General features: G+C 33.3%; 26 protein-coding genes and 1 pseudogene. 1 reads left to right on the plus strand and 26 read right to left on the minus strand.

The annotated features are described in order from the left end of the window. Positions 1-336 precede the first annotated feature (336 nt). From LS67_RS01300 to LS67_RS01370, 16 genes are all read right to left on the minus strand, one after another. Positions 337-825, minus strand: coding sequence for a hypothetical protein (locus LS67_RS01300; protein ID WP_052099957.1), 489 nt, complete (start codon positions 823-825; stop codon positions 337-339). Between the two features lie 39 nt (positions 826-864). After that, positions 865-1,542 (minus strand): ParA family protein, encoded by a 678-nt coding sequence (locus LS67_RS01305; protein ID WP_034367132.1) that lies wholly within the window; start codon positions 1,540-1,542, stop codon positions 865-867. After that, entirely contained in the window at positions 1,543-1,764 is a 222-nt protein-coding gene (locus LS67_RS01310; RefSeq protein WP_034327408.1) for a hypothetical protein, read from the minus strand. Between the two features lie 113 nt (positions 1,765-1,877). Then, a complete protein-coding gene (locus tag LS67_RS09855) occupies positions 1,878-2,894 on the minus strand; it encodes a tyrosine-type recombinase/integrase (protein ID WP_236096320.1) in 1,017 nt (338 codons plus the stop codon). Positions 2,895-2,968: 74 nt separating this feature from the next. Further along, a complete protein-coding gene (locus tag LS67_RS01320; RefSeq protein ID WP_034327407.1) occupies positions 2,969-3,196 on the minus strand; it encodes a hypothetical protein in 228 nt (75 codons plus the stop codon). A gap of 248 nt (positions 3,197-3,444) precedes the next feature. Next, positions 3,445-4,458, minus strand: a complete 1,014-nt coding sequence (locus tag LS67_RS01325; RefSeq protein ID WP_052057420.1) for an ArdC family protein — start codon at positions 4,456-4,458, stop codon at positions 3,445-3,447. 134 nt (positions 4,459-4,592) lie between these two features. After that, positions 4,593-5,126 (minus strand): hypothetical protein, encoded by a 534-nt coding sequence (locus tag LS67_RS01330; RefSeq protein WP_034327406.1) that lies wholly within the window; start codon positions 5,124-5,126, stop codon positions 4,593-4,595. A gap of 10 nt (positions 5,127-5,136) precedes the next feature. Further along, positions 5,137-5,478: a single-stranded DNA-binding protein gene (locus LS67_RS01335; RefSeq protein WP_052057422.1), complete on the minus strand. Its 342-nt coding sequence runs from the start codon at positions 5,476-5,478 to the stop codon at positions 5,137-5,139. A gap of 49 nt (positions 5,479-5,527) precedes the next feature. After that, positions 5,528-6,421, minus strand: coding sequence for an ArdC family protein (locus tag LS67_RS01340; protein WP_034327405.1), 894 nt, complete (start codon positions 6,419-6,421; stop codon positions 5,528-5,530). 9 nt (positions 6,422-6,430) lie between these two features. Then, entirely contained in the window at positions 6,431-6,559 is a 129-nt protein-coding gene (locus LS67_RS10090) for a hypothetical protein (protein ID WP_268902978.1), read from the minus strand. 269 nt (positions 6,560-6,828) lie between these two features. Further along, positions 6,829-8,457, minus strand: a complete 1,629-nt coding sequence (locus LS67_RS01345) for a class I SAM-dependent methyltransferase (protein ID WP_034327403.1) — start codon at positions 8,455-8,457, stop codon at positions 6,829-6,831. A gap of 24 nt (positions 8,458-8,481) precedes the next feature. Then, positions 8,482-9,003 carry a hypothetical protein gene (locus LS67_RS01350; protein WP_034327401.1) on the minus strand — a complete coding sequence of 174 codons (522 nt, stop codon included), beginning with the start codon at positions 9,001-9,003 and terminating at the stop codon, positions 8,482-8,484. A 111-nt stretch (positions 9,004-9,114) separates the two neighbouring features. Beyond that, on the minus strand, positions 9,115-10,287 hold the full coding sequence (locus LS67_RS01355; RefSeq protein ID WP_034327399.1) for a toprim domain-containing protein: 1,173 nt from the start codon (positions 10,285-10,287) through the stop codon (positions 9,115-9,117). Between the two features lie 2 nt (positions 10,288-10,289). Beyond that, positions 10,290-11,351: a hypothetical protein gene (locus LS67_RS01360; RefSeq protein WP_034327397.1), complete on the minus strand. Its 1,062-nt coding sequence runs from the start codon at positions 11,349-11,351 to the stop codon at positions 10,290-10,292. A 105-nt stretch (positions 11,352-11,456) separates the two neighbouring features. Continuing rightward, positions 11,457-12,209 carry a hypothetical protein gene (locus tag LS67_RS01365; protein WP_034327395.1) on the minus strand — a complete coding sequence of 251 codons (753 nt, stop codon included), beginning with the start codon at positions 12,207-12,209 and terminating at the stop codon, positions 11,457-11,459. A gap of 19 nt (positions 12,210-12,228) precedes the next feature. Continuing rightward, positions 12,229-13,461, minus strand: coding sequence for a hypothetical protein (locus tag LS67_RS01370; protein WP_034327392.1), 1,233 nt, complete (start codon positions 13,459-13,461; stop codon positions 12,229-12,231). A 229-nt stretch (positions 13,462-13,690) separates the two neighbouring features. Here LS67_RS01370 and LS67_RS01375 point away from each other — a divergent pair, with 229 nt between their 5' ends. After that, positions 13,691-14,134, plus strand: coding sequence for a hypothetical protein (locus LS67_RS01375; protein WP_034327389.1), 444 nt, complete (start codon positions 13,691-13,693; stop codon positions 14,132-14,134). 69 nt (positions 14,135-14,203) lie between these two features. Here the strand turns inward: LS67_RS01375 and LS67_RS01380 are convergent, their stop codons facing one another. The 10 genes and pseudogenes from LS67_RS01380 to LS67_RS01425 all read right to left on the minus strand — a co-directional run. Beyond that, positions 14,204-15,670, minus strand: coding sequence for a PcfJ domain-containing protein (locus LS67_RS01380; protein WP_034327387.1), 1,467 nt, complete (start codon positions 15,668-15,670; stop codon positions 14,204-14,206). A 2-nt stretch (positions 15,671-15,672) separates the two neighbouring features. Continuing rightward, positions 15,673-16,116, minus strand: a complete 444-nt coding sequence (locus LS67_RS01385) for a YopX family protein (RefSeq protein ID WP_052099881.1) — start codon at positions 16,114-16,116, stop codon at positions 15,673-15,675. Next, positions 16,113-16,589: a methyltransferase gene (locus LS67_RS01390; RefSeq protein WP_034327385.1), complete on the minus strand. Its 477-nt coding sequence runs from the start codon at positions 16,587-16,589 to the stop codon at positions 16,113-16,115. Before LS67_RS01390 ends, LS67_RS01385 begins: the two co-directional genes overlap by 4 nt. After that, entirely contained in the window at positions 16,586-17,167 is a 582-nt protein-coding gene (locus LS67_RS01395; RefSeq protein ID WP_034327382.1) for a hypothetical protein, read from the minus strand. The genes LS67_RS01390 and LS67_RS01395 overlap by 4 nt, the downstream gene beginning before the upstream one ends. Beyond that, positions 17,164-17,583 carry a YopX family protein gene (locus LS67_RS01400; RefSeq protein ID WP_052057449.1) on the minus strand — a complete coding sequence of 140 codons (420 nt, stop codon included), beginning with the start codon at positions 17,581-17,583 and terminating at the stop codon, positions 17,164-17,166. The genes LS67_RS01395 and LS67_RS01400 overlap by 4 nt, the downstream gene beginning before the upstream one ends. 53 nt (positions 17,584-17,636) lie before the next feature. Next, entirely contained in the window at positions 17,637-18,446 is an 810-nt protein-coding gene (locus LS67_RS01405; RefSeq protein WP_052057447.1) for an outer membrane beta-barrel protein, read from the minus strand. A gap of 263 nt (positions 18,447-18,709) precedes the next feature. Beyond that, positions 18,710-19,255: a thermonuclease family protein gene (locus tag LS67_RS01410; RefSeq protein ID WP_052057444.1), complete on the minus strand. Its 546-nt coding sequence runs from the start codon at positions 19,253-19,255 to the stop codon at positions 18,710-18,712. A gap of 2 nt (positions 19,256-19,257) precedes the next feature. Further along, positions 19,258-21,114 carry a type IA DNA topoisomerase gene (locus LS67_RS01415; RefSeq protein ID WP_034327379.1) on the minus strand — a complete coding sequence of 619 codons (1,857 nt, stop codon included), beginning with the start codon at positions 21,112-21,114 and terminating at the stop codon, positions 19,258-19,260. 21 nt (positions 21,115-21,135) lie between these two features. Beyond that, on the minus strand, positions 21,136-21,405 hold the full coding sequence (locus LS67_RS01420) for a hypothetical protein (RefSeq protein WP_034327376.1): 270 nt from the start codon (positions 21,403-21,405) through the stop codon (positions 21,136-21,138). 433 nt (positions 21,406-21,838) lie between these two features. Further along, positions 21,839-23,788 (minus strand): annotated as a pseudogene (locus LS67_RS01425) (type IV secretory system conjugative DNA transfer family protein); the annotation flags it as partial. Positions 23,789-23,790: the final 2 nt, after the last annotated feature.

A 23,790-nucleotide genomic window follows, 5' to 3' on the forward strand; every position in this document is an offset into this window, starting at 1 on the left:
TTTTTTATCCTTTGGTTTGACATTGTGATTCTTTTGTAGGGTAAGCTCTTGTGCGTGAGTAAGATTGACATTTGAAGCAGATTCTACAAAGTCTTTTGCCTTTGTGCTTGATTCTAAGCTATTTATTTGTGCAAGTTTATTTTTTACATTGTATTTCATTAATATGCCTTTATGAAATTATCTATCGCCTTTTGCTTTTTGTGGGCTGTGGTGATGTGTTGGTGTTTTTGTGTATGAGAGGTGTGCTTATCTGCTTTATAGCTTGTAAGGTCTTAGTATATTCGCTTACAAAAAAGCTAACATAAGGCTTACTATCGCCACTTTCATAATAGGCAATCATAGCGTCTTTATATTTTGCAACTCTAGCTCTAATGGATTGCTTAATGGCACATACTCACTATTGCCTATTGTTACAGCTAACTCTCTCACCCCACCTTGCGCCTTTTTTGGTAATAATCCTTGAGATAGGATTTGATGTATTTCTCTTATGCTATGCTTTGTAATCGTAGGCTTTTCTTGCAAAATATAATCAAGGGCGTATTTGATGTTGAGTAGCATATTTGCATCATCTACACTCTTTGAGCTTATTGGGAGGCGCGTTTCAAATAATGTCTCCGCCTCTCCTCTTGTATAGGTGTTGCCCTCGATAATAGCAGAAGTGTATATAAAATCAAAGCATAGTTTATGGGCGATAGATTTGCGGTTCTCTATATTTGCAATAATCTCGTTTAAGTCTATGTCTGCACATATGGCGCGTAAATTATCACTTTGGGCTTTGCCTAAGAAGCTTGTTTTCTCCAAAAATTCAGGATTGTATTCAATCATCATTTATCCTTAAAGTTATAAAATTGCAAAACTTATACCTTAGGCTATCTCTGTGCTTGAGGCTACTTGTAATATCTCGTCTTTGATATTTAAAAACTCTATTTGGGCTTTTGTATCATTATATTCATTAATACCTAAGCCCTCACTAATAGCTCTTTTGTATGAGATTCTATCATAAAGAATAGATTGAAGTAAATACAAATGCTCATAGCTTTGCTGTGCTTCTTTAATTGCGTTACATAAGTCTTGTAGCTCTTTATGCAAAAAAGGATTTGGGCTTATTTTATTCATTACAATACAGATTTTAAGAGATTCATTAATCTCTTTAATCTCTCTTGTCTTCTCTAGCATTTGTAAAAGCACTTCAAAATCAAGGTAGCTAGGTGTGGTAGGTATTACAAGTATATCTGCATAAAGCATAGCTTTGCGAGATTCTGTGCTATCAATTCCACCTGTATCAATAATGATGTAATCATATATTTCTAGGCTTTGTTTAAGTGATTGTGTAATATTGCCTGTTCTGTTTGTGAGAGTAAAGTGTTTTAAGTCCATACTATCATTTCTATTTTCACGGATATTTGTAAAACTTTCAATGTTTTTTTGAGAATCTGTATCCATAATAAGCACTTTATGCTTATCTATAAGTGATATACCTAGATTAATAGCAAGTGTGCTTTTACCACTGCCACCCTTTTGATTTGCTATTGTGATTGTCATTTATGCTCCTTTGCTTTTGACACACGCAAGGGAAAAATCTTTTGCACTTTCTATGAGGCGCAAAATCTCATTTGTATCAACTTGCTTATCAAATAAGGTTTCTTGATAGTTGAGAAATGCTCCCACCATAATAAGCACTTCAGATTCTAAATACTGATATTCATCTTTATTGGTTGGTTCTTTAATATGAAATATTTTATTTTGTAAATCAATGTTAATCATTACCTCTCCTTATTTAAGATATGCTATTATATCATAATTATATTACATTTACAATAAAATATAATACAATATATTGTAATTTGATATAAATATATAAAACTTATTCATCTACACTAAAAGAAACTAGAAACTTTCTCATATACATCGCTATTCATATGTATATAAATTTGTGTATTAGAAATATTTGCGTGTCCTAAAGCTTTTTGTGTGAGGAGAATATCTCTACTCTCCCTATACACAAACGAAGCAAAGCTATGGCGTAAAAGATGTAGCATATTTCCGCGTGGCTGCATACAATTAAGCTTTTTTAGGATAGGTTTAAGATTAATACATATATTTGGTGGTTGATTGAGATTTTTGAGCTGAAACAAGAATGGGCTTTGGCACAACATAGCCTTTCTTTTATCGAGAAACTTTTGCATAAGATTACCTATAAATACTTTTTTAATCGATACAAGTCGCTCTTGTGAGCATTTGCCCGAAATTTTAAAGATATATTGCTCTCTATCTTCTTTTATATCATCAAATATAAGATTTCTCATCTCTCTTGTTCTAATGCCAGTATAATATACAAGCAGGATAATAAGCTTTTTTCTTATATCGTATATAGAGGTTTCTTGAAGCTCTTTTACTTCTTGCAAAAATGCTTTATAATAAAAATCATTTAAAAAGCTAGGAAGCTTCTTTTGTTTAGCAAAATTCATCTTAATAGACTTAAGATTAATGCTTTTATAACCTTTATCATTTAAAAACCTCATAAAAAGATTTACGCACATTATGTATTGATTGATAGTTGAGTTTGCTAATCTCTTTGTAAGGGAGAAAAAATAATCCACAAACTTAGCACTATCCATAGCAGGATTAAAGTAGCCATTATGATTTAAAAAGTATTCAAGCATAGTAAGGGTAGGAGTAAAGAGATTTGCACTAATAAAACCTAAAGCTTTTGCCTTTTTAATGAAGATTCTTATCTCCCTAAAGCTTGTAAAGTCATAATGGCATTGTAAAAAGATGTTTGCCTTGTATTTGTCGGTAATGGCGTTTTGTGAAAAGCTTTTACACTTCATAATGCAGTATTCGCCAAAGAGCTTTATTACTTCCTCTTTATTTAAATGAACTTCTTGTAGCATTGCGTCTCCTTTTTAGATAAATAGATATTGTGTCAGCACACAATATTCCTTTTCTTTTGTTAAAATACTTTTCTTCACTCTGCAAACACCCTTAAAAGAGTAATATGCCCACCACCCCATTTGTGTGTCTCAAATGAAAGCTTTACCATTCTTGCTTGAAATTCATCTTTATACATTCCAAACTTTTGCACATATTTAAAATGTTCCCAGCATTCTTTTAAACCCATATTTGAGCAAAAAATATCATATCTGCCCTGCTTGTATTCAACCGCGTAAGATTCTGTCGTTTCTTTAAGATTCATCATTGCTCCTTATGTTTTTATAAGCGCATTATAGAATAGATAAAGCCCTATAATCACACAAATACCGCTATTTACAGCACTTTATCCCTTAAGTTTAAAACTTACTTTATGCTTTGTTTTTTGTGATTTTTGTTTCTTTAGTGAAGTGGCGGAAGTATTTGGTGGTTGTTTGCTATATTTTAAACAAAGATATGTGGATTAGAATCTGCCTTGATATATGAAGTAGATTCTAAGATTTAAGCGTGAAACTATCTACCACGCCAACATTTTTTCTTATTTTGTGGCTTTTGCGCTATGGGTTTTCTTTCATTGACTTCTATGTGAGTGATATTTTGCTCTAGGGTGTGTTTTAGTTTTTGGGGATACCACTGCTCTTTTACAAAATGAACTATCTTTATAGCGTCTTTAAGGGCTTCGTTAATCTCCTTTTTGTTATCTTTAAACATTTTACTCCAGCTATCTACATAACTTGCGTGATTTTTTAAGTCATAGTCTATACCTAACTCTATTGCTTGCAGAAATGAGTAAAGCTCTGCTCTTAGCTCCTCCTTCGCGTAACAATACGAACCAAAACTACCGCTTAGGTCTCTATCAAGCCTTGTCTTGTGTCCTGTGGCGTGTCCTAACTCGTGCAGTGCTGTGGAGTAATATTGTTCTTTGCTAGTAAAAACTTCTTTGGGCGGTAGATATATTTTATCCTCGTCTATGACATAACAAGCCCTGTCTGCATTGTGATGTATAATAGGGATATTGCTATTTTTGAGGACCTCCTCTATAAGAGGATTATCCTCAAAACGATTTCTTTCTTTGAGTGTTTCTAGTGGTGTAATGTTGTGTTTGACTTGATATTGTTGTATTTTGTTTATATCAATGTTGCTTGTTTGCTTAAGATTAAACACTGAAAATATCTTATAATATGGAGTTTGTTGTGTTGGAGATTCTAAATCACTCTCTTGCAAGTCATTTTCTTTTTTTGCGTCTTTATAGCCTTTGAACCACACTATATGCGCTTTTTCACCACTTTTTACATATCCACCTAAAGCTTTTATTTGATTAAAGGTAAGATAGCGATTTTCATCTAAACCATTTATCATTAAGTTAAGTGCATTCACGCCTTTATAAATAGTGCCTGTTATGGGATTATGAGGCTGTATGCCGTTATTGCTCCAAGGCTTAAGCCAAGGAGCAGTGCCATTTTCTATTGATTCAAAAATTTTATTCGCAATTTGCTCTGCTAAAGCCTCCATTCTGTCTTTATTCATTGCCTGTTTCCTCCAGCTCTTGCGCGAGGTAATCAAATTCATCTGTTTCTACATTTTCGATAATCTCATATTCTTGTTGCTCTACTTCTTCTTGCATACCATTCATATCTTCTCCTTTATTGATGAGGCAAATATTATCTGCCTTTATATGTAGCTTTTTTGGGTGTCTTAGATTTTTCTTGTTTTTGTTCTTTTTGAATCTCTTGCTCTATATTTTGCTTATTAAATGACTTCTCAATATAATCAATCTCAATGTTTGCTACCTTTGCTAATGCCTTTACGTTATCATAAACACCACCTTCTAGATTTTTAATACTATGGTGGTCGTGTCCTTCAATGGTTGCATAACCATTTTTCTGTGCCAAAGCAAGTAATACCATAACCACCGCTGTATATGGGTTCTCGTGTGTTTTACAAGAACCCCATATGGTAGGTATATAAAAAGGTTCGCCACCTTCGTAAATTTGTCTAAGTCCATTGATACCAATGCCGTCTTCATTGATAAAATCTTTGATATTTTCATCTGTAAGTTTTTCTTCACCCGTATTGTCGGCAAGTGTAATACCTAGCTCTATTGCTTTTTTGCAAACTTTTCGTGCAAGTTCTACAAACTCTACGTCAAGTGTTCCGCTTTCCGCTGAAGTTGAATAATAAATTTCGTAAGCCATATCTTCTCCTTTATTGATTTTGTGAGTTTTTAGTTTGATTATGGCAAGGATAAATCTTTGAAGCTATAATGCTTACTTTAGAATATTTGTTGCCATTCTTTTCCCAACTTTCTTGTGTAAGTTGTCCTTGTATAAACACTAATGTGCCTTTTGAAAGAAAGTTTATTGCAGCAGCATATTTTCCATATACACTTACATCAAAGAACATAGCTTTCTTTTCAATATTTCCTCTTTCGTTTTTAAAAGACTTATTTTGAGCGATTGTGAAGTTTAGGCATTCTGTATTGTTTTGCCCTATGTTACAAATTGTAGAATCTTTGGTTACATATCCTCGTATATTGACACTATTCATTGTTATCCTTTTTATATTTTTGTTAAGGGGGAGATTCCCCCTTTAATATTTATCTACCTTTTGCAACAGACTTTGCCTGTGGTTTTTTTACTTGTGTTTTGGGTTTATCTTGTTTTTTCTCTTGGGTTTCTTTATTTGCTTGTTGTGTCTTTGGTGTTTTTTCTTTTTTCTCTAGGGATTCATTGACAATTTTAGCCACCTGCTCTTTTTGTTTTTGATTGAGGCTTTTAGGCACAGAATAATCTTGCTTATAGTTTTGAGCTTTAAAGTAGGTTTCTATCTGCTCCTTTGTAACGGGTGTTAGCTTCTCTGCAATGTCCTCTAAAATCACACTTTTAACACCTGCTTGTTGTTCTTTTGAATGTTTGTATATGTGTTTATACTCTTTTTGAACATTGAGTTCTTTAATACGACTTCTATCAATGCTAGGGAAGTTCTCTATATTGTAAAGCAACTCTCGCTTGAGTGTAGGCTCTATATCTTTTGTCTCATAGAGAACATTACCTTTTTCATCTGTTGCAAATTTAAAAGCAGGTTCGCCATTCTTTTTCACAACTTGATTGCCCTCCTTGTCTAAGAGAGGTTCATTGCTATAAATAGGCTTCACCTCTTTCTTTTGAATGAAGTGTGTAGATACTGCATTTTTTTGCCAATTTGTCTTAGCTGCCTCAATTTCTTGTGGAGCTGCGCCTAGCATATTTGCTTGTGTAAGGCTTACCCATTGGTTGCTTGTGTATCCCATTTCTGCTTTTTTAATATCAAGCAAGAGTGAATTAATACCATTAAATGGCATACCCGTAGCCGCATTATAAGCCCTTGACATATCACTTGCATTTTGATGTCGTAAGAATGGGGCTTTTTGTGATTTAATACTTGCTGCAATGCTAGCAACCGCATTTGTTTTAATTTGTTCGATTAATTCTTCATAAACTGCTGCTGACATAGTAACTCCTTATATATTTTGCATATCGCATTCTGCTTGTAATTCTGCTACAAGCTCATCTAACTCAAGCGTAGCAACGCCATATTGCACCAACATAGCTTCATCAATATTTGAAAGCTTTACTTCTGTATCCGTCATTGTGTCTCCTTTGTATTTAGATATACAGAATTCTAGTAGATTATCAAGCGCAAAATATACACATCTTTACATCTTGGGGGAGAAGTATGCACATCAATGTTATATGGATATAAGGGATAAATAGAGATAAAAGAGAGTGGCGTGGGTCTTATTGAATGACAACCCAGCTCAAAAAGAGGGACTTACGCTCTAACCTTAGTGCTTCACATTTATTCTTATTTTAAACCAAAAAGTCTAAAATTAAAGTATAAGGATTCTATTTCACTCCTTTAAAACATCTCAAGCATTTTAACACTATCGCCTACACTTATACCAATGGGCTTTTCAAATAAAGTGTCTAGCTCTTCATCGCTTATATTCTTAAACTCTTCTCTAGCTTCTGCTTTATTCTTAATCCAATTATTGATACGCCCTACTTGTATATTAAGTTTCTCCATAAATTCTATACTAAACTTAATATGTGCGTTACCATTTTTGTAGTGCTTCACTTCAAACAAAACTTTATCACCGCTCCATTCCTTATAACTTTGTCCTGCTTTAAATCTACTTATAGTTATATTATCTGTATAGAATCCTAAGTTTCTACCAATGACTTTTAAGTCTCTTAGAAAATTAGTCCAATCTTCATCGTGATAAAAACTGCTATAAGAGAGATAAGCTACTCTAGGCAATACGATTCTATAATCAAGTTTATAAGGATTTGGTGTCCTGCTTTTGTCTTCTCTGTTTGCGTATCTCCAGCTATCGATATTAAATCTTTGATTGCTCTTATAATATAAAACATTCTCACCCTTTGCCATTCTCTCAAAGAAACTCAAATAAGATTTCTCAATATATTTATTTGCATTCTTGATAACCCACAATACTACGCTATAAATGTTATCCTTATTAAAATCAACATTGTTTTCAACAATTACACTTTCGTGGAGATACCCTGCATAAGTTGAAGTAACTCTGTTTCGTATTGCATCTAATTTGCTAAACAATTCTTTCCAATATAAATATTTTAAATCCTTCAATTTTGTTTTTATACCTTTAAGTAATTTCTTTTTATCAACATTCATACATTTAAGCAAATCACTATTAATTGCGTTTAAATGATTGAGAGATTCTATAAACTCATTATATTCTTTCTCATATTCACTTACAAGAAACTCAATCAAATCTCCATTAGCAACTTGATATGTTTTCTCCTCTAAAGAATCATTTTTAGGCAATCCAAACTTATAATTATATTCTTCCTCCTCAATATCATCAAATAGCTTTTGTAGATTAAATTGTTTAATGAGATTATCAGCAAAGACATCTTCATCAACACCATATTTAGCGTTTTTATCTGTTACCCTTATTGTTTTAAACAATACAATATCAACCTTAGCTCTAGCACTTCTTTCAGCATTTAAAAAGTCAGTAGATTCTAATACTTCATACTCTAATCCCTTACGACTTTCAATAACGCGTTTAATATCGCTATCATCTTGCCAACGACTAGGAATAACTAATGCGATAAATAAAGAGTTTATCTCCCTAAGTATTCTCATAACCCATTCTTTATAACTAGAATAAGGCGGATTACAAAAGACTAAGTCATAGGTTTTCTCAATAAGTGAAGTTTGGTTGAAATCACTTCCTACTACGAGGATATTTCTATCCATAGAATCTATGAGGGTCTTGCTCTTTTCTATGGCGTGGATATTGTCAAGTCTTAAGTTTTTATCAAAATACTTTAACACTCTACCATCGCCTGCTCCAATATCTAGCATAGATTCTAAGTATAAGTTTTTATCCTCTTTTATTTCCTTGATTCTTTTTAACAAAACATCTAACATTTCATTAGTAGTAGGATACCACTCAAAATCTTCGTTATTTTGTTTGACTAAGTCTAATAAGCTACTCATTTCATACCACCTAATAAGCTTTCATTAGGCAACATTTGTTTCAAACTCATACACTAGCCTATTGTATAAGGATTCTATTTTTGCCCTCTCTGCTTGGAGTATAGAGGCATTTTGTGTAAGCTCTTTAAGAGAACTTAAACCCTTAAACTTTTTATGTCTTATAGAATCTAGTGTGTCTTTAGCTTTAAGTATCTGCTTCTTATAGCGGTGCATATTGCCATAAGATGAAAAGTGTAAGTTATTTGCCCGAAATTGCACCTCTGCATTCTGCATAATGTGTTGCATTTTCAAAAAGACATTATCATTTTTTGGCTTCTGCTTTTTCACATTGCTAACCACCGCTTTAAAAAAGGGATAAACATACTCTTGCACCCTATTATCAAAACCAAACAAAGTTTCTTTTTGCAAAGGATTCATCATCTCCTTAAAAGCTTTTGTGCGCCTTACCCTTTGACATATAAACTTCTCTCTAGATTCTAAATCTAAAGTGTTAAAGTATTCCATAGCCTTTTTGTTGAGCTTTTCCGTTAATATACACTTTTTCATAACCTCTCCTTATGTTTTATAAGCGCATTATAGGATAGATAAAGCCCTATAATCACACAAATACCGCTATTTACAGCACTTTATCCCTTAAAAATAGCACAATAGAGCGATTTAGAGTAATTTAATGGAAGCGTGTTTTTTGATAGTATTAAAAAGATTTCTATTTGCTTCATTAAGAGGCTTGAGGCTATGGAGCTTTCTTAAATGATGCAATATTAATGCTCGTGTATTGGTATCATTACTTACCCTATATTTTAGAATCTTTGCTTCTGCCCAACCTTGATATGTTTCTTGGTTAAGCGTTTTTAAGTCTGTGATATTCCTAATTTTTAAATCATCATTGCAGTCTTTACTAAAAGGCTTGTAAATGTATGGGAGTTTCTTTGTGTGTGTAAGGATATTTTTTTCCATTTCTTGTGTGTAGCTCTGTCCTTTTGTGTCATTATCAAACGCAAGAGTAATCCTTGCATTTGGTGCTTTGTCTAAGATGTAAAGCATACTTTCTTCCAATGTTTTTATATTAAAGTTTCCAGCAGTAGAGATGAATACACATTCTTGCGGAGGAATGTTTTTCATTTGTCCTAGAGATAGAGAATCTATAATATTTTCACTGATAATAATGTTTTTAATAAGTGCAGGATTCTTATTTCCGCTTAGAATCTCTAATGATTTATTGCCATATTGTAGGCTTTTGAGCGGTCTTGTTAATTCTACGCCTTGCTTATCTTTCGTGATAGGATAATTTAGCCTTTTTGTGTAGCCACAGATAAACATTATCTTAGGATTGTAATTTTTATCATCACTTGAAAGCTTGAAGTTTGGAATCACAATATTGCCGTGTTCGTCTTTCTTAAATGTATGCTGCAAAGGTTTGAGATATTCTATATCAAAGCCTTTTTGCTTGAATAATGGAATCTGTGCTATGTCCTCTTGTGTTATATTGCTCAATGCCTTATAGGCTTTAATAATTTGATGTGAATCTTGCTTGTGAGTAAAAAACTGATGTTTATACTCATTAGCTAGAGTGATATTTGTATCATAGTTTGCTACTAACTCTTTTATATCAAGTCCTCTTATACGCACAAATGAGAGAATATTGCCCCTGTCTGTTTCATCATTTGGATTGAAATATAAATAATTTTCGCCTTTTTTAGAGACAATAAGGCGTTCGTTGTTATCGACATTGACGAGGCAAGGATACATCTTTGAGCTTTTTACTCTATCAAGCTTGTAGCCATTAGCAAGTAGCACTTCGTGCAAAGGGAGCTTGGTTAAATCTTGCATATTTATTTGCTCCTGCCTTTTGTTTTAGTGTGTTGTGGGAGTGCTTGATTATTGATAATGGCATTAAGCTTGGCAGTATTCTCACTATTAAGGTTACTGCTTTGGTCTTTTATTTTATTTGCGATTTTTGGTAAGGTAGTCTCGCACATTTTTTTATCAATGATATTGTTAGAAGCTTTAAGCTTTTCTGCACTCTTTGCAAAGTCAATGATATTATTGTTGATAAGTCCTTCTCCTATTTCTGCGCGGATAGCGCATTCTAAGCCTTTATCAAGCAATTTATTGTTGGTGAGATTGTATTTTAAGCCCTCATTTAGCATATCTTTATGTTCTTTTGTGAGGCGACTAGGCTCTTTATTTGCAAGGAGTAGTAAGATTTTCATTTCATTTTCATTCATACCATTTTTGCAATATTCTAAAAACTCCGCCTTAAACTCGTTTTTAGTAAGAGGCATATTCTCATTATCGAGTTTTTTCTTATCAAACCAATCAATCAAGTCATTGAAGTAGTTGTTTGGGTCAAGCTTTTTACTATTCTCCATAGATGGCTCTTGCAGTGAGGCAATCTCCTCTTTAAAGAGCTTTTGAAAACTTTGTTCGTTTGCTAAATTCTCCTTTATAGAATCCATATTGATATGGTCAGTTAGCTTTGCTTTGGGGTTATTTTCTAAGTCTTTTTGAAATGCCTCAAGCTTATCTTGGGGAAATATCATTTTATCGTGGTAGATAGTGCAATTCTCATTACTTTGCATAAGCTCTAGCTCTTGCAAAGAAGTGGCATTATCTAATACAAATTGCTCTTTTGCTTCAAGCATTTGTTGAGATATGTCTTTAGATTCTATGTCCTTTTCTATGAGTGGCTCTTGTTGTGTTTTTTCAAGTTCTTGTTCTTTTGAATTAGAATCTATTGTGTTCTCCTGTGTTTCCTGTTCCTTAATTTTTTGCCTTTCTTCTTCTAGGATTTGAAAGAATAAATCTCTATCTTTAGGGATAAGCATTTTAAACCAACGCAAAAATTCTTGTCCCATATCATCTGTTTTTACATCATCGTGCCAAGTATCCATAATAGCTCCTTAGATTAAGTCGCTAGATTCTAGTAGCTTTTCAAGCACAAAATATACACATCTTTATTTTTTAAGGGATAAAAATGCACATCAAGGAATAGGGGATTATCTCCTGCGCTTTGTGGGTGTATATGTTTTGGTGGGGGTGTTTTGTGATTGTGCGGGAGTAGAATCTAGCTCTTGTGTGGAGTTAGATTCTGTATTTTGTGCGCCATAAGCCTTTAAGGCTTCTTGTCTTTGATACTCTGCAAAATGTGATTTAGAATCTAGCTTAGATTCTAAAGTAGATTGTATTTGTGGTTCTTGTGTAGTATCAACCCTGTAAGCCTTAAGGATTTGCGCGATAGTAGGCTTTCTATCATCTTGTATATGAGAGCGTTTGAGTAGATATTCTAAGGCTTCTCTTGGTAATCCTCTTTCTCCCATTGCTGCACTAAGAGCAGCAGCTCGTCTAGCTCTCTGTTCTGCCTCTGAATCTCTAAAGTCTCTGTCTGCAATTTCTCCCTTTCTTTCCGTATCTCTTGTGTCTCTTTCCTGTATTTCAAGGCTCTTTCCACGCATTCGCGTGTTTCTCTCCTCAACTGCGCCATATAGTCTTCGTAGGGTATAGCTTTCATAGCTCTCATCTCTGGCGTAATTTGTGATGTAGTCTGTGAGGTTGATGTCAAACTTGTCATAGGTGCTTTCTCCTCTTGCTTTAATATAAAAGCTTGTTAGATTTTGATTGTCTTGGATTATATCATAATTATATTTTTCTTTAAGAGTATTAAGCTTTTCTTGCGAGAGGAGTGTTGCTTTTGGTGTATCGTCTTTGAAATACTTTTTAAGTGCCTCTATAAAGTCTTTTGGATTTGGCATTAAAGATACCTTGAAAAATCTAAAACTTAGGGAATCCAAACTTATCAAGCTTAGCTTTGCCATAGCCACTAAAATCGATTGCATTCTTATTAGTATTAACCTTTTCTTTAAATTCTTTTTTACGCTCATCAAGCTGAGAACCAAAGTCATCAATGCCTTTGGTTACGCCCGAAACCCTTTCTTTTTCCTCTGCTAATATTGCCGCAGTCATTGCCATTGTCTCATTTAGGAAGCTCATATGTGTAGCTATTTCACGGAGATAATCAAGCATAATAAACTCTCTGTCTGCTTGTGATTGACTTGTGTCGGCATTAGAATTTTTCCTTGCATTCTCTAGCATTTGTGCCTCTTTATTTTTCACATAATCGAGTGTTAGCAATACAGGCGCACAACCACCATTTTTAGTCTCTTTACAAAATTCTATGCCATTTTCTTTTGCCATATTCACATCTGTTACTCCTAGTGTTTGTTGCATTTGGAGCATTCTTACTTTAAGTGGTGTGAGTTTTTGTTCAAATTCTTTTCTTTCTATGGCTTCTTGTTTCATTATATAATTGACTTTCTCTTGTTGTTGTTTCTTATATTCTTCAAAATCTCCACTAAGCAAAGTAGATTGCATTTTAGAGTGGAATTCCTCATTTTTTAGCTGTTTTTCATATTCTTTCAACCTATCACACATTACTATTGCAAGAGGTAATCCTTTTAGCCCACCTGCTAGTCCGTCTATCTCATTTGCTTTAATATCTGTAAAGGTTTCTAAGAGATTTTTCACATCTGCTTGAACCATAGTTTCCTCACCTGTTTGTATCGTTTCAAACTCTGTTTGGTCAGGGTCGAAGTAGTCATCAATTTTAAGGAAATCACCGCATTTATTTTGAAGTTGTTTTAATCGTATGGCATTCTTAATGTCATAATCCCTTGCATTTTGGGCTAGTCTATCAGTATTGCGTTTGATAGACTTAAGGGTGTTATTGAGATTATCAAGCACTTGCATAGGATTTGCAATATTAAGATTCCCATTGTTGATTAGGTTATTGGCTTGGTTTGTGAGCTTATTGATTTCATTAAGCCTGTTGATTTGGTCGTTTGCAGCTTGGAGCATTTGTTCGTATTTTTTATATGCCTCTACAAATTGAGCAATGACTTGGGTGTGTTGCACTGCACCTTGTGCATCTCCTACGATAACAGTCTCTGTAGGGATTGCAAATAAAATACTGCACATAAACATCAAAGATAGAAGTGGCTTTTTCATAGATTCTCCTCATATATAAAAGTAGAGGCAGGATTGGATTAAGTTTTATTTTTTAATGTAGTTTTCTTGTTAGTTTATTTATATCCCTCCTAGCCTCCGCATATATTATAGTAGTTTTTAGGGTGCAAAATATACACATCTTTTTTAAGGGGATTTATTTATGCACATATTGATTAATTTTTAGAGATTAGCTAGAATGAGGTTTCTCAAATTTTAAAGAGGAGCAAATATGAAATATGTGTTGTTATCGTGCATTTTAGGAATGCTTGTGTTAAGCGGTTGCGGTGAGCCTAAGCCGAGAAAACTTGAGAGCTGTAAAAATACGCCATTGCCCTATGAATTAAGGGGATATAAGGAGCTTAATAAATTTATGGCTCTAAATCTTTATAATAGAAGTGCAGATACAGTCTTCTTGATGAGAAATATGGCTAGTAATGCAGGTGTTAAACCAGAAGATTTGGAAGTAGATTTTAGTTTTAAAGACATTAAAACTAAAGGAGAAAAAGACGGCATATTTACTTGCACCGCTAACTTGGAGTATGAGTTAAAACGGACTCGTTTTAACATTAAAGATTCCACAAAAATAGAATATACTCTTCATAGGGTAGGGAATGGCATAGGATTTACTATTACTAAACCTGATATTAAGGCATATAATGAGAAATGGAAGTAAAGAATCACACTCTTATTTCCACAATCACTAGATTCTATGGGGTTTTTACCCCATAAGCTTGGCTTTTGCTTATACTATACTACAATAGTATTTTCCCTCCATTATCTTTGTATTTTTAGAATTAACTCTTTCTAATTCCTCTCTCACATAGGAATAAATCTCCTCTGTTGGTTCTGCATTGTGTTTTCCTTTTAGTTCAAAAATGATGAATTTCTCTTTTCTTTTTGTTATCTCTAAAGTGTAATCTCCTTGATAGTCTAAATCATAGATTGCACTTGTGCCTCTATTGACTTTATCTTTTCGTGTATAAACACAATTATTCTGCTTTTCTCCTTGTAAAAAAAGCTCTCTTTCTGTTTTAAGCAGTTTAAAGTTTTTAGGTAGTTTCAAATGGACAAAAGATTGATGAATTTTTAATTTTTTACTTTTTGGAATCTTGCTTGCATTGAGTTTGTCTATTAGCACATTATGTTCTTGTCTAATTCTTTGAAAAGATTGGATTTTAAGATTAATCATTGTTTTTGTCTCATAGATTAACTTTGCATAATCTTTTAAAGTAGATTCATCATTGTATTTGTATTCCTCACCTCTTAATTGGATTGTTTTAAGTAAATAAAAATAATAGAGGTCTAGGACTTTAAATTTCTTTCTTTTATAAAAAATATCACAAGTTCGTTCAAAAAAAGCTTCATCAGATTTTATTTTAGGGCAATTTTTGCTTAATGCAAATTGATAGAATTTGTTTTGTTCTTTTTCCTCTATGAATTGTAAAAAGATTCCAAAGGATAGAGCAGTGAATAAATCTAGCTTGTTAAGATTAAAAGGGATTTTAAGATTTAAAGCAGATTCTACAAAGTCTTGAATGGTATGGGATTGTTTCAACAGATTAAAATCTACTTTGAGATAAGATAAAAGAAAAGTAGGCAATAGATTCAAATCTTTAAGAATAGGAGTATGGATTCTTTGTAAAAAGCAATTTCTTAAAATTTCATTATCAAAGAGATAATCGCATTGGCTTGTTTTAAAAGTTTTTGTATTAAATTGCTTTATGGATTCCCCATTTTCTCTTTTCCACTTTTTGTAGATTTTAAAGACACATTCGTTGTTTTCTTTGAGGATAATAAATTTTCTCTCCTCTGTTTGAAAGACTACAAAAGTAGATTTTTCTTTTCTTAGGAAAACTTGATTTTCACTAAGTAAAATATCTTTTGTTTGTATATTATAGCGGAGAGAATAAAAAAGGATTTTGCGTTCTTGTATTTCATTAATCCCAAAACTAAACCCTAAGTTTTTATTTGCCTCTAAGATTTTTTCTAAATAATCAAAGAGAGAATTGGGAATCAGATGCAATTCAAGATTTAAAGTGCAAGAGTATCTAAAAATAGAATAATTCTCTTTTGTGCTTTCTATAAAAGACATAAAAAGTTCATCTTTTTGCCATTCTTTTAAAATAGGAAACTCTTTTAAGAGTTTTTCATCAATAGAGCTAAAATCTAAGGGTTTATAAGACTGAATGAGATTCTGAATCTTTTGCATTGTTAATTCTCTAAAGATTCTAGCAACTTGGGATTCTCGTGGATATTACCTATTACTTCAACCTCATAATATTCAAAATCAAAAACATCATTATTATTTGTTATTTTATACATCATAAAATACAAAGGTATAGAATCATCGTGATATTTCTTAACTATTGCTATAAATGGCTCTGCTTCCTCTGGATAATCTGGGTCTATAATTCTTTGTTTAGCCTTTACAATATCCCCTTCGTAAATCTTTACACCCTTTTTATCTTTAAGCCTTATCCATAGTTCAATTTCACAATCTTTAATTTCTTGATGTCCAAGAAGCTCATTAAATTCTGTTACGAAAGGCTGTTTGCTACACTCTGAAATTCCTATCGCAATAGGTTCATTCCCTGCATACAAAAGCCTTTTATTCTTATTATCCCAAATCCTAAAGTCAATTTCTTGTGGTTTCATACTCTCTCCTTAAAAAATACACAAAAATGTGAAGTCCTACTTGTCTTTTGCATAAGTAAAGGCTCTTTATCAAAACAACTTAGAATCTCACTTAAACTAATTTGTGCTTCACTCCACTTAAAAATCAAAGTGCCATTATTTTTTAGCACTCGCATACATTCCTTAAATCCCTTTGATAAATCCTCTTTGTAAGATTTGTCAAGTTTCCCATACTTTTGCACCATAAAGGATTTATCACTACCATTTTTTATATGAGGCGGGTCAAAGATAACAAGAGAGAAACTTTCATTTTCAAAAAGTAAATCTCTAAAATCTGCTATCACATCAGGCTTAACGATAAAGTATTCATCTTTTTGCTTACTCTTTTTAAAGATTGTTTCAAACTCCCGCTTATCACAAAATAGCACATTAGGATTATTCTTGTTTGCATAAAACATTTTACCACCACAGCATACATCAAGGATAGGTTTCATTCATTCTCCTTAATTCTATCTTTATAAAATGAAGTCTCTAAAAAGCCTAATATGTTGTCCCTTTTGAATTTGTAGCTCAAATTAATGCTCCAGCTTATTTGACAAGAGCAATTAGTTCTCTCATCTACCATTTCTATATGCTTCCACCAATTACCCTGATATTCCTCAACAAACACAAAAAAACTTAAATTACTTAACCCATAAAATGAGCCTACATAGTGTAAGCCATTCTCACTTAATTTGACAGAATTTAGAAACTGCATTATTCCCTTTTTACTCATTGCGTTCTTTGCTAATTCTGTAAATCTTATCATTATCATTTCCTTACTATCTTCCCATTGGGATTTAATAGGGCTACTCCACTCGCTACTTACAAAACCACACGATGTCAAAAGAAGTGCGTATTCTGCTTTTGTGAGTTTATTTTTATGGTTTATCAAATCGCATATATTCTTTGCGGTCATAATATTTTTACAAGCCGCAAAGATTTTATCATTTGCATAGCATATAACACGATAAGGATATTTCTCTTTTGTATCTACTTCTACATATACTTTTAAGTCTGTGCTTGATTTCATTCCTCGCCTCCTAATAACTCACTATTCTCGTGAATATTGCCTATGATTCTTATATCTTTATATCTTGAAACAAAGTCAAAAAAAGAGTAATGCGGGAATAAATCTTCATATCCCTTAATAATGAATCTCCCTTTTTTAAAAGAAACAGCTCCTACAATAGTTAAAATTCCCATATCGTGAGAATCTGCTTCAAATCTTACAATATCTCCCTCATAGATTTGCTTTTTATTTTTATCATAAAACCCTGTGAATATCTCAATTTGTAACTCACCTTGTGGCAAACAAGGCAAATCATTTGTTTGCTTGGTGTATCTTACTTGACCAAAAGCATTGACATAAATTTCACTATCTTTAACTTCTAGTGGTAAATACCTCTTATCATAGTAGCTATATACTCTAAATTCTAACCTTGTCATTTTCTATTCCTTATATATCCTTTTGTTCTGTTATAATTGTTTATGCCTATTGGCTAAAACTTATACACATAAGCGAAATTAAATGAGTTTGTCGGTTTATTCCCATAATTTACGATTACATCATCTTGCAACATACTCCCATTGCTAGAGGAGTAATTGCGATATTTGTATGTAAGCCAAAATTGATGACTGCTATTTAAAAAGTAATGCACCCCGTAGCTTATGGTAACACTTGAGGTATTATAAGACTTAAGTTTTATCTCTGTTATGCCACTACCCATTTCATCAGGTGTTACAAATGAGCTAGAAAAAGAGCTAAACTCATATCCTACTGAAGCATTAAACCCAAATGTGTGCCTAGAGATTGAGATAAAATCATACAGGTATGATAAGTCTATACCATAATGAATAGCATAGGATTTAAGTTTAGAATCTGTGCCGTCATTTAGCGTCATATCTGAATCGTATTTTGCATATCCTATATAGCCTTTGAGATTAACCCCCATATTGTGAGTAAAGTAATATTGATACCCAAAAATAAGGTTGAAAGGGGTAGCTAAACTTTTACTTGAGCTAAAATCATAATCAATGCTTAAATAATTATTAACACTTGGTGCTATACCTAATTCTGCACCTACAAAGCAACCTGTGTTTTTATATTCTCCCCCACAAAAGGCAAGAAAGTTTTTCTTGTTTGGTATGTCTTCAAAGGGTTGTGGCAGTTCCAACTCTTCACTTTGATGTTGTGTTTCTAAGAATCTAATTTCCTCTTTTAGCCTCTGTATCTCTTCCTCTATTGTTTGCGCATAAATCCCTCCTGCAAAGAATAATGTGCCAATTAAGATTAATCTTTTAGTAAGCATTTGCTTATCCTCCCTTTTAAGAATATAATAAATTTTTGTGTTACATACACAACAAACACAATGCCGCATAACAATAAAACAACTAATGTGGGGAATGTGAATGTATAAAGACACACAATAGAAACTACAAGAAGAGCTAAATATCCCACTACTGATTGAAGTATCTTGAAATTTCTCTTTCTCACAATGTTTCCTCCTTTTTATTTTTTTTGTAAGTGCATTATAGGGTAGATAAAGCCCTATAATCACACAAATACCGCTATTTACAACACTTTATCCCTTATTAGATTTTTTCTAAATTCACTCGGTTTGACAGGATTCTTTTGTCTCCATAATCCTTTTTTTTCTACTCTTGCTTTAATTTCTAAATGTGTATAAGCATTAGAATATTCTCTATATGCCCACGCATAACCATTTTTTACTTGTTCAGCATTTACATTAATATCATTGCATAGCACAATGGCTACAATGCGCCCGTATTTATCTTTATCTTTTATTTTTAAGGTTGCTTGAGAATCTAAAGGGCAGAGATTAAGTAGATTTTCTTGCGATTCTCTTCCATAATTTTGGTTAGATTCGGGTGCGTCTATACCATAAAGCCTTATCTTTAGCCTTTTATTATCGTGTAGTAAAGTGATAGTATCTCCGTCATAGATTTTTATCACTTTACCGCTTATTTCTTTACTTAGTGTGTCGAATATACTTTCTTTATCAATTATTGTAAAGATGACACTTAGGCAAAGCAAGATTAGGATTCCTATCGTGCCTTGTTTCTTTAATATTCTTTTTGCCATATATGGTATTTTCATTCTTAGTCCTTTGCTTTCTTGGGTAGTTTTGCCTTATTATCGTTGATAAACTTACTTGCAATTCTGTAATCCTTTTCATATCCATTTGGTAGTTCTATGTTTAGTTGCTCTGCTATGGATTTACAAAAAGCAATTTGCCCTGCGCTACTAGGATATTCTTTTTTCTCACTAGATTCATTCTTAAGTGGTGCAAAGCCTACGCTTTGATGAGTCTGTTTTATATATTCGAGGTATGTTTTTGCGCCATTACTTATTTCATCTAAGTAATCTTCCATTTGCTTTGTATAATTTAAGTCAAGAATCCACGCATTCTTATCTTTCTTAAAGAAGTTTATAACGGATACTCCAAGAGGAGTAGGCACAATTTCTCTCTTTTTGTCATTTGAAATAGTAATGTAGCCCTTGTTGAGCAGTAATGGCAAAAATGTAGCGTAAGTGCTAGGTCTGCCTATTCCTGCTCTTTCCATTACTTCTATGAAGTCTGCTTCTAAATAGCGTTTTGGTGCAGATTTATTAATCTCTTTTATGCTTATTTCATTTATATCTATAAAATCTCCCTCTTTATAAGGGAATGAAGCAATTTCATCTTGGTCGTGTTCGTCCTCGTTTTCATCATTGAAAAGGTCCAAAAAACCTTTTTCAACAAGTTTTCTAAAGCTCATTTTGAAATCTGTCATTTTGATTTTGATAGAGACATTGAGCCTTTCATAAACTGCTGGTTTTGCTTGTGAGCTAAGAGTGTTTTTAAAAATAATCTCGTAAAGAGATTTATGTTTGGGAGTTAAATTCTCTTTGTCGCAAATGCTGTCTATATCCTCATATTTATGTGGGTGTGTAACGCGTATAGCCTCGTGCGCTTCTGCTTGAGAATTTTTACCTGCCTTATACTCTGTGTATTGGTATATATTAGGATAAATACCTTGCCAAAAAGCTTGTGCTTCTTGCAAAAATTCTTTTGATAGAGATTCTGCGTCTGTGCGAATATAGGTAATGAGCCCTTTTGCAAAAAGTTCTTGTGCTAGATTTTGTATGTCTTTGGTGCTAATCCCCATAATTTTACTTGCTTTTTTGAGTAGTTTGCTAGTAGTAAATGGCTTTGGTGGATTAGTTTTTGTTTCTTGTTTTTCAATTTTATATATGAGGGCTTTATTTATGTCCTTAATCTCTGCAAGGCTAGATTCTAACTCCTGCTTTGTAGGATATTTTATTTCTTTGTTATCCACGATATGCTTAAAGGCGATTCTTTTACCCGCAATATTGCTTATGGTTTGTAGGGCATATTCTTTTTTGTCTTCCTCACTCAGAGTTTCAAAATCTTTTATCTCCTGTTCCCTATTTGTGATGAGTGATAGTGTAGGTGTTTGCACTCGTCCCGCGCTTAATGTGGTCTTGTTGTTATATTCTAATGCTTTTGTAAGATAGGGCGAGAGTATGAAGCCTATAAGCTGGTCCGCTACTCTACGCCCTAAATAGCTTTGATAATAATTAAAGTTTGTATCAGCAAAAAGTTTTGCATTTGCTAAACCTTGTTTTATACCGCTTGGCGTGATTTCGTGGAACTCTGCACGATAGATATTTTTTGCCACATTTTTAATCTTTTGATAAAACATATAGCCAATAGCATATCCCTCTCTATCTGGGTCAGAGGCAATATACACATCTTGCCCTTTTGCCTTTTCTATGGCTTGAGTAATACGCTTTTTCTTAGAATCGTCATATTCAAATACGGGTGTGTAGTCTTTTTCTATGTCGATTGTCTTAAGATTCATAAAATGTCCTATGGTCGCTATGACTTCATAGCCTGTGATAGCTTTAATCTTTGCTACTTTGTTTGGTGATTCAATAATAATTAATGGCATTGTGTTCTCCTTTGTGATGATTTAGAATAATCTTTCGAGATTATCTCTATGTGAATTGCCTACAAGCGTGAGCGTGTTTAGTATTTTTATATGATGATTTGTTGCTAAAAAGACTACCTCTTGTCTGTTTTTCACAAAATCCCTCTCATATACCTCCTTACCCTCTTTGTCAAAGCCTAGTAAGTTGTCAATAATCAAGTTTTCTGTGTCTGCTCCATTGGCTAATTCTAGTGCTTCTTTTCCAAAAAACATTTTCATCTGTTTTGTATCGATGACTCTAATTCTTTTCATTTTCTCTCCTTTTTTGAAGTGCCTTTTCTAGAATCTCATTAGTGATTTTGAGATGAAAGCCATATTGTCGCAACACCTGTGTATCTTGTTTTATCTGTTTATGAGTGCTTAGAGGCACGAGCAAAGGAGCAGTGGAATTAGATATTTGTGTATTTAGCACAGCATTAATGTGCTTATCCCCTATTGTGTAGGCATATTCTTTGTTTTCTTGCTCTTTAAGTCTTTGTATTTCGGCTTCTATCTCATCAAATGTTTTGCTATTTAACTCATCATCAAGCTTTTGCCTATCCTCTATGGCTTTGAGTGCGGCTTGTTCTCTTATCTCTCTGTTAATTTCTTGTGGCGCATTAGCTTTTTCTTGCAGAGATATTTGTGTCGTTTGTAGCGGAGCTTTGTTAGAATCCTGCGCTTTTTCCTGTGTAGTATTACCTAGCAATTTACTATTGCTAGGGTCGTAATTCCAACTAAGGCGTTTTAGCATTTCTTTGTCTTTAAAGAAATATCCCGCCTTGAGTTTCAAAGGCTTTGCTTTAAAGCCCGATATGAGTATGATAATCTCATCTTGTGGAATATTTAAAATATCTTGCGCGGTTATAAGTTCTGTTCCCTCCATTGAATAGCTTGAAGTGCCTCCAAAGGCAAGACTTCCGTCTTTTGTGCTATGGCTTCTATTTTCTCGAGTATATTTACCTATTTGTTTTGAAACATTTTCTGCAGAATCTGCGTCATTCATTTTAAAAAGTATTTGAAAGGCGATTGTGTCTGTCATTGTTTTTAAATCATCTTCTCCATAATACTTTTTAATGAGTCCATAGCTTTGCGTAATATAGAGTGGCACAACACCATAGCTCCTACAAAGTGCGGGCATTTCAAGCAAGAAAGGCATTTTACCAAAGCGAATAAACTCATCTAGCACGAGATATATGCGCTCATTTGGCTTTTTGCTTTCTTTTGTCATAAGATTTTTAGCAATGCTTTCTAATAGCACACGGATAAGTGATTTGAGAGTATCAATATCTGTTTGTGCGATTTTTATGTAGAGCGTGATATTTTTCTTTCTTAAATCCTCGTATTCAAAACTCATTGCGTTTGTAGCATCTCTCACTTGATAAGAATTGAAAACTGCCATCACTCTATTGAATGTGGATTTAATAGAACCAAATTCCTCATCATTTCCCTCTGCCCACGCTCTTGCATAGTTTCTTACTACTTCATCAAGGACATTTTCGCCTCTTTCTTTGTTTGCTTGTATCTCCTCGTAGGTTTCCTCTTTCCAATTAAGTGGGTTATTAATGTCTGCATATTTTTGGTCGGCGCATTGTTTGTAGAATAGCTTTTGTGGATTCACATCTGCTATCTCTACCCTTTTGCCCGTTTTCTCATCAAAATCCCATAACTGATTATAGTAAGGACTTTTTTCGTGTATAAGTGGCTTATAATCTTTTATTGGGGCGTTTGCGATACTAAAAAAATCTGATTCGTTCTTAGTGCAAACATCATAAAGGGCATAAAATGTAAAAAGCTCTTTTGCTTTGGCTATCCAGTGAGGGTCTTGTCCTTGTTCTTCCACAAAAATGGTATTAGCAATCTCATCAACGAGCTTCTTTTTAGCATTAAAATCAAGCTTTGAGACGATTTTCTTATCAAATGGATTAAACTTAAGGTTATTATCTGCTCCAAATGGATTAAAGACATATATCTCATTCTTTAGGGCTTTTTGGCGATAACCTGCGGTTAAATCACACAATTCCCCTTTAATATCTAGCACCACACAACTTGTGGGGAGTGTTAGTAAATTTGGTATAGCTACGGCGGTAGATTTTCCAGCTCCGGGCGGTGCTACAATGAGAGCTGATAAAGGTGCGTCATAATATACCTTTTTACTACTCCATAGGTCTTTGTAAAGCCCTAGTAGAAAACCGCCCCTACTAAAGTTTGCGTCTAGCATTGGTGTTTTTGTTACAAATCCAAAATCAAGCCATTTTCTAAAGGTTTGAAACCATTTTGAAAACGGATAAAAATTAAGCGGATTGAATAAGGCTAGGGTATCAATGATAAATTTGCTTAACACAAAATCCGTTTTTTCTATGTCATTTCTATTAGCCCAACGCGCCTTGCCGTGCGTGGTAACTTGCTTTTTGGTTTTTAAAATCATCAATATAAAAATGGGAGGGAAAAAGGAGAGAATAATTGCCAAATAGACATCAAATTTAAAGCTTCTTTGCCCTATATTATCGATGATAAGCATAGCAAAATGCAAAAGCTCTTCTATATCATTAATTGCAAAAAACTTATGCAAACAATATAAAAATGTTAATGGCACACTTGCTATCGCTACAAGAAAATATAAGGGATAAAGTTTTTTGTTTCTTAGTATATCCATAT

It is taken from the genome of Helicobacter sp. MIT 03-1616 (assembly GCF_000765685.2).
GTDB classification, from domain to species: Bacteria; Campylobacterota; Campylobacteria; order Campylobacterales; family Helicobacteraceae; genus Helicobacter_C; species Helicobacter_C typhlonius.

Bases quoted from the DNA above. Each gene is read 5' to 3' on its own strand.
- LS67_RS01300 (WP_052099957.1), bottom strand. From the start codon at position 825: ATGATTGAATACAATCCTGAATTTTTGGAGAAAACAAGCTTCTTAGGC.
- LS67_RS01305 (WP_034367132.1), bottom strand. From the start codon at position 1,542: ATGACAATCACAATAGCAAATCAAAAGGGTGGCAGTGGTAAAAGCACA.
- LS67_RS01310 (WP_034327408.1), bottom strand. From the start codon at position 1,764: ATGATTAACATTGATTTACAAAATAAAATATTTCATATTAAAGAACCA.
- LS67_RS09855 (WP_236096320.1), bottom strand. From the start codon at position 2,894: ATGCTACAAGAAGTTCATTTAAATAAAGAGGAAGTAATAAAGCTCTTT.
- LS67_RS01320 (WP_034327407.1), bottom strand. From the start codon at position 3,196: ATGAATCTTAAAGAAACGACAGAATCTTACGCGGTTGAATACAAGCAG.
- LS67_RS01325 (WP_052057420.1), bottom strand. From the start codon at position 4,458: ATGAATAAAGACAGAATGGAGGCTTTAGCAGAGCAAATTGCGAATAAA.
- LS67_RS01330 (WP_034327406.1), bottom strand. From the start codon at position 5,126: ATGGCTTACGAAATTTATTATTCAACTTCAGCGGAAAGCGGAACACTT.
- LS67_RS01335 (WP_052057422.1), bottom strand. From the start codon at position 5,478: ATGAATAGTGTCAATATACGAGGATATGTAACCAAAGATTCTACAATT.
- LS67_RS01340 (WP_034327405.1), bottom strand. From the start codon at position 6,421: ATGTCAGCAGCAGTTTATGAAGAATTAATCGAACAAATTAAAACAAAT.
- LS67_RS10090 (WP_268902978.1), bottom strand. From the start codon at position 6,559: ATGACGGATACAGAAGTAAAGCTTTCAAATATTGATGAAGCTATGTTG.
- LS67_RS01345 (WP_034327403.1), bottom strand. From the start codon at position 8,457: ATGAGTAGCTTATTAGACTTAGTCAAACAAAATAACGAAGATTTTGAG.
- LS67_RS01350 (WP_034327401.1), bottom strand. From the start codon at position 9,003: ATGAAAAAGTGTATATTAACGGAAAAGCTCAACAAAAAGGCTATGGAA.
- LS67_RS01355 (WP_034327399.1), bottom strand. From the start codon at position 10,287: ATGCAAGATTTAACCAAGCTCCCTTTGCACGAAGTGCTACTTGCTAAT.
- LS67_RS01360 (WP_034327397.1), bottom strand. From the start codon at position 11,351: ATGGATACTTGGCACGATGATGTAAAAACAGATGATATGGGACAAGAA.
- LS67_RS01365 (WP_034327395.1), bottom strand. From the start codon at position 12,209: ATGCCAAATCCAAAAGACTTTATAGAGGCACTTAAAAAGTATTTCAAA.
- LS67_RS01370 (WP_034327392.1), bottom strand. From the start codon at position 13,461: ATGAAAAAGCCACTTCTATCTTTGATGTTTATGTGCAGTATTTTATTT.
- LS67_RS01375 (WP_034327389.1), top strand. From the start codon at position 13,691: ATGAAATATGTGTTGTTATCGTGCATTTTAGGAATGCTTGTGTTAAGC.
- LS67_RS01380 (WP_034327387.1), bottom strand. From the start codon at position 15,670: ATGCAAAAGATTCAGAATCTCATTCAGTCTTATAAACCCTTAGATTTT.
- LS67_RS01385 (WP_052099881.1), bottom strand. From the start codon at position 16,116: ATGAAACCACAAGAAATTGACTTTAGGATTTGGGATAATAAGAATAAA.
- LS67_RS01390 (WP_034327385.1), bottom strand. From the start codon at position 16,589: ATGAAACCTATCCTTGATGTATGCTGTGGTGGTAAAATGTTTTATGCA.
- LS67_RS01395 (WP_034327382.1), bottom strand. From the start codon at position 17,167: ATGAAATCAAGCACAGACTTAAAAGTATATGTAGAAGTAGATACAAAA.
- LS67_RS01400 (WP_052057449.1), bottom strand. From the start codon at position 17,583: ATGACAAGGTTAGAATTTAGAGTATATAGCTACTATGATAAGAGGTAT.
- LS67_RS01405 (WP_052057447.1), bottom strand. From the start codon at position 18,446: ATGCTTACTAAAAGATTAATCTTAATTGGCACATTATTCTTTGCAGGA.
- LS67_RS01410 (WP_052057444.1), bottom strand. From the start codon at position 19,255: ATGAAAATACCATATATGGCAAAAAGAATATTAAAGAAACAAGGCACG.
- LS67_RS01415 (WP_034327379.1), bottom strand. From the start codon at position 21,114: ATGCCATTAATTATTATTGAATCACCAAACAAAGTAGCAAAGATTAAA.
- LS67_RS01420 (WP_034327376.1), bottom strand. From the start codon at position 21,405: ATGAAAAGAATTAGAGTCATCGATACAAAACAGATGAAAATGTTTTTT.